Raw genomic sequence first — 17074 nt, forward strand, 5'->3', positions numbered from 1 at the left:
TCATTCGTAGAGGCCAGAGGCCCGGAGCGTGACCGATGATTGAGCCTGAACCGCCACACCTTCGCAAACCACCGTTGACGACCGCTGAGAAGCTCGCCCGCCTGGGCGGTATCGGCCTGGTCCTGGTGATCGCAGCCGGGGCGTTTGCCTACGTCAACGGCAGCCTTGACCCACAGCGCCTGACGCCTGCACGAGTGGTCGATGTGTTCGAACACAACAACGGCGTGCACCCTGGCTACCGCCGCAACCACCCCAAAGGCATTTGCGTCGCTGGTTATTTCGAAAGCAACGGCGCGGCCAGTACGCTGTCCAGGGCCCAGGTGTTCGCTGCCGGGCGAACCCCGGTAATTGGCCGGCTGGCCCTGCCCACGGGTAATCCTTACTCGCCAGACAGCGCAGCGCCGATCCGCAGTTTCGCCGTGCAATTCACCCAGCCGGACGGTCAGCAGTGGCGCACCGGGATGAACAGCATGCCGGTGTTCCCTGTGGGCACGGTGCAGGCGTTCGTCGACCTGCAGAAGGCCACGGCACCGGACCCGAAAACCGGCAAGCCGGACCCGGCCAAGCCTCCGGCATTCTTTGCCGCGCATCCCGAGGCGCAGCCGTTCCTGGCCTGGGTCAAGACCGCCAGGCCGTCGGCCAGCTTCGTGACCGAGACTTACAACAGCGTCAACGCCTTCGTGCTGGTCGATGCCCAGGGTAAGCGCCAGGCCGTTCGCTGGAGCCTGGTGCCTGCCGCCAAGGGCGACGCGCCCGCGCCAGATGCCAAGGATTACCTGCAACAGGATCTGAGCGACAAACTGGCCAGCGGGCCGCAGCGCTGGGACCTGGTGCTGACCCTGGCCAACCCGACAGACCCGACCGGTGACGCCTCCAAGGCCTGGGCCGGCGAACACAAGACGATGAACGCCGGGACCCTGGTGGTGGAGGGGGACAGTGCGCAACTCGACGGCGCCTGCCGTGATATCAACTACGATCCGCTGGTACTGCCCAATGGCATCGAGGGCTCCGACGACCCGTTGCTGGCAGCCCGCTCGGCGGCCTATGCCGCGTCCTACATGCGCCGAACCTCTGAAGTCGGTCAGCTTGAAAAACCGCCTGTGCAGGAGAAACAGCCATGAGTACGCCCACTTCGCATTTCGCCCCGCTGGCTCGGCTTCTGCACTGGCTGATGGCGATCATGGTCATCGCGATGCTGTTCATCGGCGCCGGGATGGTGGCTTCGGTATCAGAGCGGCATGAATGGCTGTTGAGCCTGCACAAACCCTTGGGGATCGCGATTCTGCTGTTGGTCATCGTGCGCCTGATCGTGCGCTTTTGCACCGTGACGCCAGCATTGCCCGCTGACTTGCCGGCCTGGCAGGCGCTGGCGGCCAAGCTGTCGCACTACCTGCTGTATGCGCTGATGCTGGCGATGCCGCTGATAGGTTGGGCGATGATTTCGGCGGCGGGGGATCCGGTGATGCTGAGCAGCTCGATACGGCTGCCTTCGATCGTGGCCGCCCATGCCGAGACATTTGCGTTCTTGCGCGGGGCCCATCGATACCTGGCGTACCTGTTCTTCCTGACCATCCTCGCGCACCTGGGGGCGGCGTTGTTCCACGGCTGGATCCGCCGCGACGAGGTGCTAGACAGCATGCTCAAAGGCCGCCCACGCACCTGATCCCAAGACCCACACCAAACCCCGTAGCAGTCCGGCTTGCCGGCGTCGGCCCCCTTGAAATCGCTGACGCCGGCAAGCCGGACTGCTACGGGCGGTCGAGCGTCAGCGCAGGAACGACACCATCTCGCCCAGGGTCGCCAATACGTCCCTGGCCAGTTGTTTCGAGCGCTTGCCCGACCAGCCGGTAAGCACGTCCGGGGCGTCGTCGTTGTCCTTGAACGGCATTTCCAAGGTCAGGGCCAGGCACTTGTAGCGCTCGCCGACACTGTTGCAGGCCAGGTTCATGTTGGCCTGGCCCGGTTCGGCCCGTGGGTAGCCGTAACGGGTCTGGAAATCCCGGGTGCGGCCACTCAGGCGTGCGCGGAAATCGGCTTCCAGTTCACGCTGCTTGTCGGTGTACCCCGGATTGCCTTCGCACGCAGCGGTGAACACGTAGGGAATTTCCTCGTCGCCATGTACGTCGAGAAACATGTCAACGCCGTACTTTTCCATCTGCTCCTTGACGAAAAACACCTCCGGGCTCACTTCCGGGGTCGAATCCTGCCAGGCGCGATTCAGGTCCTTGCCCTGGGCATTGGTGCGCAGGTGGCCATGGAAGGAGCCGTCCGGGTTCATGTGCGGCACCAGGTACAGGTCGGCGGACGCCAGCAACGCCTGCAATTGCTCGTCATCTTCCTGCAGGCGCTCGATCACGCCTTCCATGAACCATTCGGCCATGTGCTCGCCGGGATGCTGCTGGGCAATGATCCAGATCTTGCGCTTGCCTTCGGCGCCATCGCCCTTGCGCAACAGGGGGATGTCACGGCCTTCGATGCTCTTGCCGGTGGCGAGCAGTTGAGTGCCGGCCTTGTTCAGCGCCTGGTCGATCAGCCAGTCATGACGCTCGCGGCTGTAGGGTTCGAAATAGGCGAACCAGATCTGCGGCTGTTCGGGAGAAAGGGCGAAATTGAGGGCCTTGCCGTCGAACGTGCTGGGCACCCGGAACCAGGTTTTCTGGTCATAGGACGCGGCGGCGTTGTAGCCGGTCCAGGCACGGTTGTAGCTGGACTCGCTGGCGTTGGTCAGGCTGAACCCATGAGGCTGGCCGACTTGCATGCCATCGACTTTGAAATGGAACCACTGGAAGTGCGCGCTGCGTGTATCAGGGCGAATGGCCAGTTGCACGTTTTGCGGGTTGCTGGTGTCGAGCACCACGACGTTGCCACTGTCAAAATCACAGGTCACGGAAAGCGGGGTCTGAATCACGGGGAGATCCTGAATACGTTAATGCCAACTCAACGCCCATCGGGTGGCGGTCACGGGGAGGCGGGACGACCACGCTGGGCTGTTATATGACAGGTACTTTACACGGATCAGGGTCTCGCGCCGCGACAGATTGTTCAGTCAATGAGTCACGTTCAGGTGAAGGCTTCTGCGGTCACCAGCAGGCTGCACAGGAACGCCGTCAGCACCAGCCAGGCGATATAGACCCGGCGCTTGCGGCGATGCCAGCCGTTGGCACCCAGCACGGCTGCAGGCGCGTGAAGCTTGCACCACAGGCGCTCGGTATCCTGGAATGCACTCAGGTGACGGCTGTCGGCATCGACCCAGTGACGAAACTCGATACGCTGGCTGGCGGTGGCCAGCGGGCTTTGCAGATGCACGTACCAGCGGCGGGCTTGCAGGCGGGCGGCCTCGGCATCTGCCGATTCGTCAGCGCATTGATCGAGCAAGCGGACCATGCAGCGCTCGACGGATTCGACATCGGTTTCCATAAGCTGGGCGATATCGGTGTAGGGCATCTGGTCCAGACGGCTCAACAGGAAGACCTGCCGGGTCTTGCGCGGCAGTTTCTGGATGCGGCGACGATAAAGTTCGGTTTCAGGGCTGACAGGCACGCCCGATTGGCGCGTCGGCAAGGAAAGAGCAGGGGTGAGTGGATTAGTCATGGCATTTCACTCGCTTGTCATCCGTGGTTCATCCGAAGGGAGGAGTGGGGGCATCGTCCGTGACGCGCATCGATGTTAGTGCTTATGAGAGTCATTCTCAAGTAAGCGGTGTCGCTTTTTTCGACTTTTTTACCAAATATGTCGTTTTTGACCGTGAGGACGGTTCAGTGCTCATTTTTCTTTTGCTATCATGCGCGCCATCGAGCAGGCCGCAGATGCCAGCCAACCCTCTTCATTAGCCTGAAGACGCAGCAACAGACCGAACCCAGACCCTTGAAGGGCACGAAAAAAAGACCCGGCAAAAAGCCGGGTCAAAAACCGTGATTAGCCTGATGAGGAGATAATCCGGAAGCCGACCTAAGGCTTCTGGGTTACCAGCCAGTCTCGCGACTGGTTGCGCTCAATAATAATCATTATCATTTGCACGTCAAATGTTTTTTCGCATTCTGGTGAAAAGATTTTTTCGTGTGCCCATGATATCCCCTGAACAATCTCCGTTTGCGCCATGAAGCGCTCAATCCAGCGGCAACTCGGTCGTGCGCTTGACCACACTCATCGCGATGTTCGAATGCGCCTCTTGCACGTGCGGGCTCTGCAGCAGGTGATCGCGCAGGAAGCGCTCGTAGCTGGCAATGTCCTGCACCACCACCTTGAGCATGAAATCCATGTCGCCGGCCATGGTGTAGCACTCCAGCACCTCGGGAAACCCGGTAATCGCCTGCTCGAACTCCGTCAGATAACGCCGCCCGTGGCCTGACAGCTTGACGTCCACAAAGACCGTCATGGTTAGCCCCAGCTTCGCGGGGTTGAGCAGGGCGACCTTGCGTTCGATCACGCCTTCTTCCTGGAGGCGGTTGATCCGCCGCCAGCAAGGCGATTGCGACAACTCCACGCGCTCTGCGATTTCAGCGGCGGACAGGTCAGCGTCGCGCTGCAGCAGGCGAAGGATATTACGATCAATGGGGCTGAGTTTGACCTGCATGAATTGACCCTTTTTTATTCTATAAACGAAACAGGCATGCAGGATTTGAGCAGATACGGGCCAATTTAGAAAGAAAAAGCCTGCGCGCCACAGGCAGTATTGGCTCTGTGAATGCCGGGTCAACCGTCCCGGCATCCGGGCAGTTCGCGCACGGCTCACAAGGTCGCGCCAGCACCGCTCGCCACATTCAAAACGCACTAATAAAAACAAAGGAGTGCCTGAATGTCTTTGGCTGATATTCGTCTGGATGATAAGTACCGGCTCGCCACCGGCAATCTGTACCTGACCGGAACCCAGGCCCTGACCCGCCTGCCGATGCTGCAGAAGCAGCGCGATGAAGCGAGCGGCCTGAACACCGCCGGGTTCATTTCCGGTTATCGCGGCTCGCCACTGGGCAACCTCGACAAGAGCCTGTGGGACGCCAAGGATTACCTGCAAGAAAACGCCATCCATTTCCAGCCCGGGGTCAACGAAGAACTGGCCGCGACGGCAGTGTGGGGCAGCCAGCAGGTCAACCTGTTTCCTCACGGCAAATACGACGGCGTGTTTGCGCTGTGGTACGGCAAGGGCCCGGGCGTCGACCGTTGCGGCGACGTCTTCAAGCACGGCAACTCGGCCGGCGTCGCTGAAAATGGCGGAGTGCTGATCCTCGCCGGCGATGACCACGGCTGCAAATCCTCGACCATCGCCCACCAGAGCGAACACGCTTTCATCGCCGCGATGATCCCGGTGCTCAACCCGAGCAACGTCCAGGAAATCCTCGACTACGGCATCATCGGCTGGGAACTGTCGCGTTACAGCGGATGTTGGGTGGCGATGAAAACCATTGCCGAAAATGTCGACTCTTCCGCCGTGGTCGAAGTCGATCCGCTGCGCATCCAGATACAAATTCCCGAAGACTTCGAAATCCCCGAAGGCGGCCTGCACATTCGCTGGCCCGACCCGCCCCTGGCCCAGGAAGCGCGCCTCAACACCTACAAGATCTACGCTGCCCGCGCCTTTGCCCGGGCCAACAACCTGAACAAGGTGGTGATCGACTCGCCCACGCCGCGTCTGGGCATCATCACCACCGGCAAGTCCTACCTGGACGTGCGCCAGGCCCTTGAAGAGCTCGGCATCGACGAAACACTCTGCGCCTCCGTCGGCATCCGTGTGCTCAAGGTCGGCATGAGCTGGCCGCTGGAACCGGTCTCCGTGCACGACTTCGCCGAAGGCCTGGACGAAATCCTCGTCGTCGAAGAGAAACGCAGCGTGATCGAGGATCAGCTCACGGGCCAGCTGTACAACTGGCCGGTGGATCAGCGCCCTCGGGTGGTTGGCGAGTTCGACGAAGAAGGCCGCTCGTTGTTGCCCAACCTCGCCGAACTGACGCCGGCGATGATCGCCCGGGTCATCGCCAAGCGTCTGGCACCGATCTACAGCAGCCCGAAAATCGAAGCCCGTCTGCAGTTCCTGCAGGACAAGGAAAAGGCCTTGGCCGCGCCGCTGTTCAAGACCCAGCGCACGCCGCATTTCTGCTCCGGTTGTCCGCACAACAGCTCGACCAAGGTGCCCGAAGGCAGCCGTGCGCTCGCGGGCATCGGTTGCCACTACATGACCATCTGGATGGACCGGGAAACCGATACCTTCACCCAGATGGGCGGCGAGGGCGTGACTTGGATCGGCCAGGCGCCTTTCACCGAAACGCCCCACGTGTTCCAGAACCTGGGCGACGGCACCTATTTCCATTCGGGTCACCTGGCCCTGCGCGCGGCCGTGGCGTCGAAGGTCAACATCACTTACAAGATTCTCTACAACGACGCCGTGGCCATGACCGGTGGCCAGCCCATCGACGGCATCCTGCGGGTCGATCAACTGAGCCGCCAGGTGTTCAACGAAGGCGTGCAACGCATCGCACTGGTCTCGGACGACCCTGACAAATACCCGAGTCGCGAGGCGTTTGCGCCGATTACCACCTTCCACCATCGTCGCGACCTGGATAGCGTGCAGCGCGAACTGCGCGAGTTCAAAGGCGCGTCGGTCATCATCTACGACCAGACCTGCGCCACCGAAAAACGCCGTCGGCGCAAACGCGGGACCATGGTCGATCTGGACAAACGTGCGGTGATCAACCCGGCAGTCTGCGAAGGCTGCGGCGACTGCGGCAGCAAATCCGGTTGCCTGTCGATTCTGCCCAAGGAAACCGCCCAAGGACGCAAGCGCGAGATCGACCAGAGCGCCTGCAACAAGGACTTCAGTTGCGTCGAAGGCTTCTGCCCAAGCTTTGTCACGGTACACGGCGGCAAACTGCGCAAACCGCAACGCCCTGACCAGAACCAGGCCTTCGCGACGCTGCCGGAACCGACGCTGCCCGGGCTGAATCATCCATTCAACATCCTGCTGCCCGGCGTGGGCGGCACTGGCGTGACGACCGTGGGCGCCATGCTCGGCTACGCGGCAAACCTTGAAGGCAAGGGCTGCAGCGTGCTGGACCAGGCGGGCCTTGCCCAGAAGTTCGGCCCGGTGGTGAGCCATATCCGCATCGCGGCGCGTCAGGAAGATCTGTTTGCCGTGCGCATCGCCGCCGGTGAAGCGCATTTGCTGCTGGGCTGCGATCTGCTGGTGGCTGCAGGCCCCGATGCGATTGCCAAGCTCAACAGCGATAAATCCTACGCTGTGGTGAACAGTCAACAGACACCAACTGCGGAATTTACCCGCAACCCGGACGCCGAATTCCCTGCCGAAGCCATGATGCAGACGATTCGCGAGGCGGTGGGCGCAGACAAGACGCACTTCGTCCAGGCGACCGATCTGGCCACCAAGCTGATGGGCGACAGCATCGCCAGTAACCTGTTCATGCTCGGCTACGCCTACCAGTTGGGCCTGATTCCGCTGACGTCCAAGGCGATTGAAAAGGCCATCGAGCTCAACGGCGTGGCGGTCAACCTGAACCAGCAGGCCTTCCTCTGGGGCCGTCGTGCGGCATTCGATCTGCCAGCGGTGCAGAAGGCTGCCAATCCTCAGGCGATTGCCCAGCAGGAACCGCTCGAACTGAACCTGGAACAGCGCCTGGCGAAAAACGTGCACATTCTTGGCGAGTATCAGAACCAGGCCTACGGCAAACGCTACCTGGCGTTGGTCAACAAGGTGCTTGAGACTGAACGCCGACTGTTCCCCGGCGAGCAACCGGCGCTGACCGAAGCGGTGGCGTTCAACTACTTCAAGGTGTTGGCCTACAAGGACGAGTACGAAGTCGCACGTCTGTACAGCAACGGCGAGTTCACCCGCCAATTGCAGGCGCAGTTTGAAGGCGACTACCGACTGGAATTCCATCTGGCGCCTTCGTGGCTGGCCAAGCGCGACCCGAACAACGGCGCACCGCGCAAGCGCAGCTTCGGCCCCTGGATGGTGAAGGCATTCGACGTGCTGGCCAGGTTCAAATTCCTGCGTGGCACAGCGTTCGACCCGTTTGGTCGTAGCCTGGAGCGGCGTCAGGAGCGCGAACTGATCGACAGCTACGTGGGTGATGTCGAACTGATTCTCCAGCATCTGAATGCGGGTAATCGTCATACGGCGTTGAGTCTTGCGCGTCTGCCTGAGCGGATTCGCGGCTATGGCCACGTCAAGGAAAGCGCGATGAAGGCTGCTGCGTTGCAGGCAATCCGCCTTCGTCAGAGCCTGGTCAGCGGGGAGGTGGCTATGCCGAAGTTGTATGAAGTAGCGGCGTAAGTGAAAGGGCACGCAGGGATGTTCCTGCGTGCCCTTATATGTACGTAGATGTTAGTCAGCCTGAGAAGGAGAGCGTCTTGTTCGGTCAACAGGCTGCAAGGCTCATTACTTTCTGAATTGATTGGCGTAGATGCAGTTGTCCACCAGGCGGTTACGCAGGGACCAATCAGTGTTGATAATGTAATGCTTCATGATGGGGTGGTTGACATCACCGGCCGCGAACCAGGTCATGGTTTCTTTGGTAATGTCTTTTGGGACAAAAAATGGCATTGAGTATTTTGCTGCCTGAACCGCGCGAAGTTCTCCAGCGGGTTTGGTTTCGTTACCGACATTGCGAACAAAGTCCCGCAGCTTGTCATTGCTGGGGGTATTTTCACCAATCCAGCGTTGATTGACACCGGGCCAGAATGACCGGTCACGATCTGACGACTTGTACGCGATAACAGTGTTTTTATTTCGGCTCCAGAGTTGGTGAGCCAGCAGGTCTTTGTCAGACGGATCAATCAGTCTCGAACCGAATGCCGCCTTGATAATGGCTCCCAGTTCCTGATGCGCAGCCGTAGTAAAATTCTTGAATTCATGAAAATCAAGTATGACTATTTCTCTCGCATGCTCCCGATGCAAGTTGTTGACTGCACCGATGATATCTCCCTGTACAGTACGACCATTACTGGTCATGTGGAAGATGCTGAAGCGTCGCGGATCTCCCTTGGTATAGCCGGAATAGAACTGAACCCGCAAGTCTAGAGCGCGAATCCCGTATTGCAGCTGCACGTGGGGAGAGTAGTCCTGGCAGGTTTCCGAACTTGGGGAGCTGGGCGCTTGTTTGTCGCAACCAGAGTTGTGCGTGCCAGGAAGAATCATGTTTTCGATCTTCAAGTTCGCGACAGTCCGGTAGGTTCCCATCCAACTGGCTCGGTGGGCATTGTTGGGGGGAGCGATGCTGGCAAGCTCTGCGCCGGTGTCGTCTGTTGACGTCTCAACTTGCTCAGGGGATGTAACAAGCGAGTCCAGTGGTGGATGAGGTAGTGCCAGCTCTTCTTGGGTGTAAACGGGCTCGAATACAGGTTCCTGGTAAGGGACATGTTGACCTGAATCGTCAAGGTCGCCGGGTGCGATGTCAAGTTGTTCGGCAAGTAGTTCCATTGTGTTCATGTCATTGACTCCATGTCGTGACAATAGGTTCGCTTTTAAAGTGATGAATGACGGGGTGCGTCAGACACAGGGGAGTTAAATACACTTTTAGGTGCGTGTCGACTATAAAGAGTGTTAATCAGGCGGGATAGTATTGCGGATTGTGAGTTCGGCTTGATTAAGTGGCAACCATGTATGAGCACGGCGACCCTGAGCGGATCAACGGGTCGCCGTTCCGACTGCTGAAGTTATTCAGTCCTCAATGGAAATCAACACAGTGCCCTCGCTAACCATCTCGCCTTCGGCGCAATACAGCGCTGAGACCACGCCAGTGCGATTGGCACGAACGCTGTGCTCCATTTTCATCGCTTCGAGCACCACCAGAGGCGTGCCTGCCTCGACCTGTTCGCCAACCGCCACCAACACCCGGACAATGCTGCCATTCATGGGCGCACTGAGACCGCCTTGCTCGGTATGGCTGGCGTCGGCCTCGGCAATCGGGTCGAAACGGTGGATGGCGTGCATCTCGCCATCCCAGCGCAGGTACAGCGTATCGCTGCGACGGATTGCCGTGGTCTGGCGGGACAGTCCGTCATGTCTGATGCTGATTTGATCACCGCTCAGGCGAACCCCATGGGTCTCCTGAGCGCGCAGCTTGACCGTGCGGCTGTCCTGTCCGCAACTCAGGTGCAGATCCACCTCGTTCGGCAAGCCCATGCGCAGCCCGCTTCCGGTGGACCAGGGCGAGTGCAGGTCATCAGTGCGTTCCACTGCGGCGCTGCTCAGATGAAAGGCCTGGGCGGCCACGTGCCAGAACTCGTCGCCAAGCACTTGGGCAGGGGGCAGAAGCTCGCTCTGGTAGCGCGGGATAAATCCGGTGTCCAGTTCGGCCTCGGCAAAGGCCGGATGGGCAATGATTCGCCGCAGGAACGCAAGGTTGGTGCGTACGCCGGCAATGGCGAATTCGTCCAGCATGGATAGCAGGCGCAGGCGGGCCTGTTCGCGGTCTTCGCCCCAGGCGATCAGCTTGCCGAGCATCGGGTCGTAGAACGGCGAAATTTCATCGCCTTCACTGACGCCGCTGTCCACTCGGCGCCCGGGGCCTTTGGCTGACTCGCGATAAATCTCGAGCCGGCCGGTGGCTGGCAGAAACTCGTTGGCCGGGTCTTCAGCGTAGAGCCGCACCTCAATGGCGTGGCCGCGCAGCGGCACCTGCTCCTGGGTGATCGGCAGCGGCTCACCCTGAGCCACGCGGATCTGCCAGGCCACCAGGTCCAAGCGGGTGATGGCTTCGGTCACGGGGTGCTCGACCTGCAGCCGGGTGTTCATCTCCATGAAGAAGAACTCGCCGCGCGCGTCCAGCAGAAACTCCACCGTACCGGCGCCGACATAGCCGATGGCCTGGGCCGCCCGCACAGCGGCCTCGCCCATGGCCTGGCGCAGTTCCGGGCTCAAGCCGGGGGCGGGGGCTTCTTCGACGACTTTCTGGTGGCGGCGTTGAATGGAGCAGTCGCGCTCATTGAGGTACAGGCAGTTGCCATGTTGGTCGGCGAATACCTGAATCTCGACATGACGGGGCTTGAGCACGTATTTCTCGACCAGCATCCGCGAGTCGCCAAATGACGAGAGTGCCTCGCGCTGGGCCGATGCCAGTGCGTCGGCCAGGTCCTCGTCGCGTTCCACGACTTTCATGCCTTTGCCGCCGCCACCCGCCGTGGCCTTGAGCAGCACCGGGTAGCCGATGCGCGCCGCCGCCTCGCGGAAGGTCGCAGGGTCCTGGGCCTCGCCGTGATAGCCGGGCACCAGGGGCACGCCGGCCGTCTCCATCAGGGCTTTGGCTGCCGACTTGCTGCCCATCGCATCGATGGCCGAGGCGGGCGGGCCGAGGAAGATCAGCCCGGCCTGTTCCACTGCGCGGGCAAAGCCTGCGTTTTCGGACAGGAAGCCGTAGCCGGGATGAATCCCCTGGGCGCCGCTGCTTTTGGCGGCGGCGATGAGTTTGTCGATCTGCAGGTAGCTGTCGGCCGCCTTGCTGCCGCCCAGGTCCACTGCGATGTCAGCCTCGCGCACGTGCCGGGCGTTGCGGTCGGTCGCGCTGTGCACCGCCACCGTGGTCAGGCCCATGGCTTTTGCGGTGCGCATGACGCGGCAGGCGATTTCGCCGCGGTTGGCGATCATCACGGACGTCAAGACAGCGTTCTTCGGGCCGCTCATGAACGTGGCTCTCCATTGGTGTTATCGATGCGCCAGGCAGGCTCGCGCTTTTGCAGAAAGGCGCGCAGGCCTTCCTGGCCCTCGCTGCTGACGCGAATGCGGGCGATGGCGTTTTCGCAGAAGCGGCGCAGGGAAGGGGACAGTTCGCCGTGGCCGACTTCGCGCAGCAAATCCTTGCTGACGCGCATGGCCTGGGGGCTATTGAGCAGCAGGTTGTCGACCCAGCTCGTGACCTGGGATTCCAGCTGATCGGCCGGATAAGCCTCGGCCAGCAAGCCGATCTCCCTGGCCCGAAGGCCATCGAAACGTTCTGCCGTCAGCGCGTAACGCCGCGCATGGCGCTCGCCGATGGCCTGGATGACGAAGGGGCTGATGACCGCCGGGGCCAGGCCAATCTTGACCTCCGACAGGCAGAACTGTGCGTCACTGGCGCCGATGGCCATGTCGCAGCAACTGATAAGGCCCAGCGCACCACCGTAGGCGGCGCCCTGTACCACCGCCAGCGAGGGCAGCTTGAGCTTGGCGAGGTTGTACATCAGCTCGCCCAGTTCCTTGGCGTCCCCAAGGTTGGTGTTGTAGTCCAGATTGACCGATTCCTGCATCCAGGCCAGGTCCGCACCGGCGCTGAAATGACGGCCCCGGGCACGCAGCAACAGAAAGCGCAGGCTGCTGTCACTTTGAATGCGGTCAAGGGCAATGATCAGTTCGCGGATCATCTGTGCGTTGAAAGCGTTGTTCTTTTCCGGGCGATTGAGCCACAGGGTGATGAAACCGCGAGGGTCGCGTTCGAGTTCCAGCGTGTCGAAGTCAGTCATGGGCAGTCCTGCGGTCACATGCGGAACACGCCGAAGCGCGTCGGTTCGATGGGGGCGTTCAGCGAGGCGCTGATCGCCAGCGCTAGAATGTCGCGGGTCTGGGCCGGGTCGATCACGCCGTCATCCCATAGGCGGGCACTGGAGTAGTAGGGGTGGCCCTGGTGCTCGTACTGTTCAAGGATCGGCCGCTTGATCTCGGCCTCCTGCTCGGGACTGAAGGGCTGGCCGCTGCGTTCGGCCTGTTCGCGCTTGACCTGGGCCAGTACGCCCGCCGCCTGTTCACCGCCCATCACGCCGATTCGGGCGTTGGGCCACATCCACAGGAAGCGCGGGTCATAGGCGCGGCCGCACATGCCGTAGTTACCGGCGCCAAAGCTGCCGCCGATGATGACCGTGAACTTGGGTACATTGGCGCAGGCCACCGCAGTGACCAGCTTGGCACCATGCTTGGCGATGCCGCCAGCTTCGTACTTCTGGCCGACCATGAAGCCGGTGATGTTCTGCAGAAAGATCAGTGGAATGCCGCGCTGGCAGGCCAGCTCGATGAAATGCGCGCCTTTCTGTGCGGCTTCGGCGAACAGGATCCCGTTATTGGCGAGAATCGCCACCGGATAGCCGTGCAAATGAGCGAAACCGCAGACCAGGGTGGTGCCGAACAGCGCCTTGAATTCGTCGAACACCGAGCCGTCCACCAGTCGTGCGATCACTTCACGCACATCGAACGGCTGTTTCGGGTCGGCCGAAATCACGCCATACAGCTCATCGCTGGCGTACAACGGCGAGACCGGCGTGCGCAGTTGCAACTGACCCAGCTTGCGCCAGTTGAGGTTGGCGACGCTACGCCGTGCCAGTTCCAGCGCATGTTCGTCGCTGTCCGCATAGTGGTCGGCCACACCGGAAATCCTGCAGTGCACGTCGGCACCACCCAGGTCCTCGGCGCTGACCACTTCGCCCGTGGCGGCTTTCACCAATGGCGGCCCTGCGAGAAAAATCGTCGCTTGCTGGCGCACCATGATCGCTTCGTCGGCCATGGCCGGCACATAAGCGCCGCCTGCAGTACAGGAACCCATGACCACGGCAATCTGCGGGATGCCCTGGGCGCTCATGTTGGCCTGATTGAAGAAGATACGTCCGAAGTGCTCGCGGTCCGGAAACACTTCGTCCTGCCGGGGCAGGTTGGCGCCACCCGAATCCACCAGATAAATGCACGGCAGGCGGTTCTGCTGGGCGATGGTCTGGGCACGCAAGTGTTTTTTCACCGTCAGCGGGTAATAGGTGCCGCCTTTGACCGTCGCGTCGTTGGCGATGATCATGCATTCGACGCCTTCGACCCGGCCAATTCCGGCGATCACCCCGGCAGCGGGAACGTCTTCGCCGTAGACCTCGTAGGCAGCCAGCTGACTGATCTCAAGGAAGGGCGAGCCGGTGTCGAGGAGGCGGTTGATGCGCTCGCGAGGCAACAGTTTGCCTCGCGAAGTATGGCGTTCCTGAGCCTTTGCGCCGCCGCCTTCATGGATGCGGGCAAGCAGGGTGTGCAGGTCATCGGTTTGACTGCGCAACGCCTGCTCGTTGACCTGGAAATCCGCAGACCGCGGATTGAGATGTGTCTTTAGAATTGTCACCTGAGTGTTACTCCGACCAAGGCCTGGAATCCGAAGTTGCGACCCGCGCAGACCGCTGTTGCTTGCGGCTTAGGGCTTGCAGCTTGCAGCTGCTTCACTTCGTTTCGTTGAACAGTTCGCGACCGATCAGCATGCGACGGATCTCACTGGTCCCCGCGCCGATTTCGTACAGCTTGGCGTCACGTAACAGACGTCCAGCAGGGAATTCATTGATATAGCCGTTGCCGCCGAGAATCTGGATGGTGTCCAACGCCATCTGGGTGGCGCGTTCGGCGCTGTAGAGGATCACCCCTGCGGCGTCCTTGCGCGTGGTTTCGCCGCGCTCGCAGGCCTGGGCCACGGCGTACAGATAGGCGCGGCTGGCGTTAAGCTGGGTGTACATGTCGGCGATCTTGCCCTGGATCAACTGGAACTCGCCGATGCTCTGGCCAAACTGTTTGCGGTCATGAATGTAGGGCAGCACCACGTCCATGCAGGCCTGCATGATCCCGGTCGGGCCACCGGAGAGCACCACACGTTCGTAGTCCAGGCCGCTCATCAGTACCTTGACCCCGCCGTTGAGGGCGCCGAGCAGGTTCTCTTCAGGCACTTCCACATCGTCGAAAAACAGCTCGCAGGTGTTGGAACCGCGCATGCCGAGCTTGTCGAACTTGTTGCTGCGGGAGAACCCTTTCCAGTCGCGCTCGACGATGAATGCGCTGATGCCGTGTGCGCCCTTTTCCAGGTCGGTCTTGGCGTAGATCACATAGGTGTTGGCATCGGGGCCGTTGGTGATCCAGGTCTTGCTGCCATTGAGCACGAAGCGATCGCCGCGCTTGTCGGCGCGCAGCTTCATCGACACCACGTCGGAGCCGGCGTTGGGTTCGCTCATGGCCAGAGCGCCGATGTGTTCGCCGCTGATGAGCCTGGGCAGGTAGCGCGCTTTCTGTTGCGGGTTGCCATTGCGATTAATCTGGTTCACGCACAGATTGGAGTGCGCGCCATAGGAAAGGGCGACAGAGGCCGATCCACGGCTGATTTCTTCCATCGCCACCACGTGGGCCAGATAACCCAGCCCAGAGCCGCCGTACTCTTCACCGACGGTGATGCCCAGCAGCCCCATTTCGCCGAATTTGCGCCACATGTCGGCGGGAAACAGGTTGTCCTTGTCAATCTGCGCGGCACGGGGCGCAAGTTCTGCGGCGACGAAGGCCTGAACCTGGTCGCGCAGCATGTCGAGGGTTTCGCCGAGGCCGAAATTGAGGGTGGGGTAGTTCATGAGACTGCGTTCCCTTGTTGTTTTTGGAGGGGCTGTCAGAAAGGGGTTGAATGACCTTTACGTTAACGTAAACCTGAGCGCAGTCGATGTCAACGCTGCCTGGATGAAGAAGTTTGCGGGGATAGGCACCGTAGCAGCACGGCTTGCCGGCGGGGGCGGCGGATCGGTGACTCATGTGTCGTCTGACACGCCGCTCCCGCCGGCAAGCGGAGCGCCGCCCGGCCGTGCTACTACGGGATCGGTGGGGTCATGCGGGGGAGGTTTCTGAACGTCAGATAGCATGAAGGGGAGCCTGGGCTCCCCTCCAAATCGTTGCATGCTCTTTTTTGTTTTTAGGCGGCCTGTTGTTGTTTTTGGTGGCCAGACCTTTTTTGCTTTTTGAGCGACCCCCACTCGGGGCCAAGAGCAAACGTATTTTTTTGAGCGCTGATGCTGCTTCGATCTTGCGATTCATCCGGTACGGTAGCTGCCTTGGGGCAGTTTTATTGTTCTCAGTCCGGTTGAGAGACCAGAGGCCTCACAAAGCGATCCACTCCAAAAAAATCAGTTAGCTGCGTCTCTGTCCGTGTTGTTCTTGTTATGTCAGAGCCGATACGTCTTGTTTTTATTGGGTTGTCACAATTTTTTATTTTTGTTGTACGTAAGACATAGCAGATGCCATGCCAACTTTTGCAGGTTCCCGGAAACCGTGGCTTTGCGGGAAATCAGGGATTTGGCCAGCGGCCGAAATCAGACCTGTGTGTTTCCGTGTTACCCGTTTCCAGCACCTCATTGCCGAGCAGGGTAACACTCTGTGACAAGTTGTCGCACATCAGCCCGACAAACGTGCCATTGCCACCCTGGAGCCGTTGGCGCGGCCCAGCACCTGGCTGATTCGTTGTCCAGCGCCTATCAGCCTGTTCAGGTCGATCCCCGTCTCGATCCCTAGACCTTCCAGCATGTAGACCACATCTTCGCTGGCGACATTGCCGGTGGCGCCCTTGGCATAAGGGCAGCCGCCCAGCCCGGCGACGGAGCTGTCGAACACCTGGATGCCTTCCAGCAGGCTGGCGTAGATGTTCGCCAACGCCTGGCCATAGGTGTCATGGAAATGCCCGGCCAGCCGACCGCGTGGAATCTGCCCGGCCACCACATCGAACAGCTCGCGAGTCGCGCCCGGGGTGCCCGTACCGATGGTGTCCCCCAGTGACACTTCGTAACAGCCCATGGCGAACAGCTCATTCGCCACCGCCGCCACCTGTTTGGGCGCAACGACGCCTTCGTAAGGGCAGCCCAGTACGCATGAGACGTAACCGCGCACCTTGATGCCGTGCAGGCGCGCTGCTTCCATGATCGGCAGGAAGCGGTCGAGGCTCTCGCTGATCGAGCAATTGATATTGCGTTGGGAAAACGCCTCGGAGGCTGCTGCGAACACGGCGACTTCACGCACGCCGGCTGTCAGTGCATCTTCGAAGCCTCGCAGGTTGGGGGCGAGGGCGGCGTAGGTGACGCCGTCCTTGCGCTGGATGCCGTTGAATACTTCGGCGGATCCGGCCATTTGCGGCACCCATTTGGGCGATACGAAGCTGCCGGCTTCGATGTAGCTCAGCCCTGCGTCTGTCAGGTCATCCACCAGGCGGATCTTGTCGGCGACGCTGATGGGCTGCGCTTCATTCTGCAGTCCGTCTCGTGGGCCTACCTCGACCAGACGTACGCTTTGGGGAAGGGACATGGCAGTGCTCCTCGGGTGAGAGTGGTTCGAGATCTATCG

12 protein-coding genes are annotated in these 17074 nt (G+C 60.8%); 3 read left to right on the forward strand and 9 right to left on the reverse strand.

From position 1 onward, the window contains the following. Positions 1–35: 35 nt before the first annotated feature. Both ACIPOO_RS10570 and ACIPOO_RS10575 read left to right on the forward strand, forming a co-directional pair. Entirely contained in the window at positions 36–1121 is a 1086-nt protein-coding gene (locus tag ACIPOO_RS10570; RefSeq protein ID WP_400606519.1) for a catalase family peroxidase, read from the forward strand. Then, the gene (locus ACIPOO_RS10575; protein WP_400606522.1) at positions 1118–1663 is read left to right on the forward strand and encodes a cytochrome b; all 546 of its coding nucleotides are present in this window, start codon (positions 1118–1120) and stop codon (positions 1661–1663) included. The genes ACIPOO_RS10570 and ACIPOO_RS10575 overlap by 4 nt, the downstream gene beginning before the upstream one ends. A gap of 102 nt (positions 1664–1765) precedes the next feature. Here the strand turns inward: ACIPOO_RS10575 and ACIPOO_RS10580 are convergent, their stop codons facing one another. The 3 genes from ACIPOO_RS10580 to ACIPOO_RS10590 all read right to left on the reverse strand — a co-directional run bounded on the left by ACIPOO_RS10580 (position 1766) and on the right by ACIPOO_RS10590 (position 4573). Continuing rightward, the gene (locus ACIPOO_RS10580; RefSeq protein ID WP_400607699.1) at positions 1766–2905 is read right to left on the reverse strand and encodes a M14-type cytosolic carboxypeptidase; all 1140 of its coding nucleotides are present in this window, start codon (positions 2903–2905) and stop codon (positions 1766–1768) included. 155 nt (positions 2906–3060) lie between these two features. Continuing rightward, the gene (locus tag ACIPOO_RS10585; RefSeq protein WP_400606524.1) at positions 3061–3591 is read right to left on the reverse strand and encodes a sigma factor-like helix-turn-helix DNA-binding protein; all 531 of its coding nucleotides are present in this window, start codon (positions 3589–3591) and stop codon (positions 3061–3063) included. 514 nt (positions 3592–4105) lie between these two features. Continuing rightward, complete coding sequence (locus ACIPOO_RS10590) at positions 4106–4573, reverse strand: Lrp/AsnC family transcriptional regulator (protein WP_400606527.1); 468 nt, start codon at positions 4571–4573, stop codon at positions 4106–4108. A 222-nt stretch (positions 4574–4795) separates the two neighbouring features. Here ACIPOO_RS10590 and ACIPOO_RS10595 point away from each other — a divergent pair, with 222 nt between their 5' ends. Beyond that, on the forward strand, positions 4796–8281 hold the full coding sequence (locus tag ACIPOO_RS10595) for an indolepyruvate ferredoxin oxidoreductase family protein (RefSeq protein WP_400606529.1): 3486 nt from the start codon (positions 4796–4798) through the stop codon (positions 8279–8281). Between the two features lie 105 nt (positions 8282–8386). On the opposite strand, the gene ACIPOO_RS10600 is transcribed toward ACIPOO_RS10595, so the two are convergent. The 6 genes from ACIPOO_RS10600 to ACIPOO_RS10625 all read right to left on the reverse strand — a co-directional run bounded on the left by ACIPOO_RS10600 (position 8387) and on the right by ACIPOO_RS10625 (position 17035). Next, positions 8387–9436 carry a hypothetical protein gene (locus ACIPOO_RS10600; RefSeq protein WP_400606531.1) on the reverse strand — a complete coding sequence of 350 codons (1050 nt, stop codon included), beginning with the start codon at positions 9434–9436 and terminating at the stop codon, positions 8387–8389. A 231-nt stretch (positions 9437–9667) separates the two neighbouring features. Continuing rightward, positions 9668–11629, reverse strand: a complete 1962-nt coding sequence (locus ACIPOO_RS10605; RefSeq protein ID WP_400606534.1) for an acetyl-CoA carboxylase biotin carboxylase subunit — start codon at positions 11627–11629, stop codon at positions 9668–9670. Continuing rightward, complete coding sequence (locus ACIPOO_RS10610) at positions 11626–12444, reverse strand: gamma-carboxygeranoyl-CoA hydratase (RefSeq protein ID WP_400606536.1); 819 nt, start codon at positions 12442–12444, stop codon at positions 11626–11628. The genes ACIPOO_RS10605 and ACIPOO_RS10610 overlap by 4 nt, the downstream gene beginning before the upstream one ends. A gap of 14 nt (positions 12445–12458) precedes the next feature. Beyond that, complete coding sequence (locus ACIPOO_RS10615) at positions 12459–14066, reverse strand: carboxyl transferase domain-containing protein (protein ID WP_400606539.1); 1608 nt, start codon at positions 14064–14066, stop codon at positions 12459–12461. A gap of 94 nt (positions 14067–14160) precedes the next feature. After that, the gene (locus ACIPOO_RS10620) at positions 14161–15324 is read right to left on the reverse strand and encodes an isovaleryl-CoA dehydrogenase (protein ID WP_400606541.1); all 1164 of its coding nucleotides are present in this window, start codon (positions 15322–15324) and stop codon (positions 14161–14163) included. Positions 15325–16135: 811 nt separating this feature from the next. Beyond that, positions 16136–17035, reverse strand: a complete 900-nt coding sequence (locus ACIPOO_RS10625; protein WP_400606543.1) for a hydroxymethylglutaryl-CoA lyase — start codon at positions 17033–17035, stop codon at positions 16136–16138. Positions 17036–17074: the final 39 nt, after the last annotated feature.

This window comes from Pseudomonas sp. NPDC090201 (assembly GCF_044746825.1).
Classification (GTDB): domain Bacteria; phylum Pseudomonadota; class Gammaproteobacteria; order Pseudomonadales; family Pseudomonadaceae; genus Aquipseudomonas; species Aquipseudomonas putida_AD.

Coding starts and splice junctions, on each gene's coding strand:
- ACIPOO_RS10570 (WP_400606519.1), top strand. CDS start 36: ATGATTGAGCCTGAACCGCCACACCTTCGCAAACCACCGTTGACGACC.
- ACIPOO_RS10575 (WP_400606522.1), top strand. CDS start 1,118: ATGAGTACGCCCACTTCGCATTTCGCCCCGCTGGCTCGGCTTCTGCAC.
- ACIPOO_RS10585 (WP_400606524.1), bottom strand. CDS start 3,591: ATGACTAATCCACTCACCCCTGCTCTTTCCTTGCCGACGCGCCAATCG.
- ACIPOO_RS10590 (WP_400606527.1), bottom strand. CDS start 4,573: ATGCAGGTCAAACTCAGCCCCATTGATCGTAATATCCTTCGCCTGCTG.
- ACIPOO_RS10595 (WP_400606529.1), top strand. CDS start 4,796: ATGTCTTTGGCTGATATTCGTCTGGATGATAAGTACCGGCTCGCCACC.
- ACIPOO_RS10600 (WP_400606531.1), bottom strand. CDS start 9,436: ATGAACACAATGGAACTACTTGCCGAACAACTTGACATCGCACCCGGC.
- ACIPOO_RS10605 (WP_400606534.1), bottom strand. CDS start 11,629: ATGAGCGGCCCGAAGAACGCTGTCTTGACGTCCGTGATGATCGCCAAC.
- ACIPOO_RS10610 (WP_400606536.1), bottom strand. CDS start 12,444: ATGACTGACTTCGACACGCTGGAACTCGAACGCGACCCTCGCGGTTTC.
- ACIPOO_RS10620 (WP_400606541.1), bottom strand. CDS start 15,324: ATGAACTACCCCACCCTCAATTTCGGCCTCGGCGAAACCCTCGACATG.
- ACIPOO_RS10625 (WP_400606543.1), bottom strand. CDS start 17,035: ATGTCCCTTCCCCAAAGCGTACGTCTGGTCGAGGTAGGCCCACGAGAC.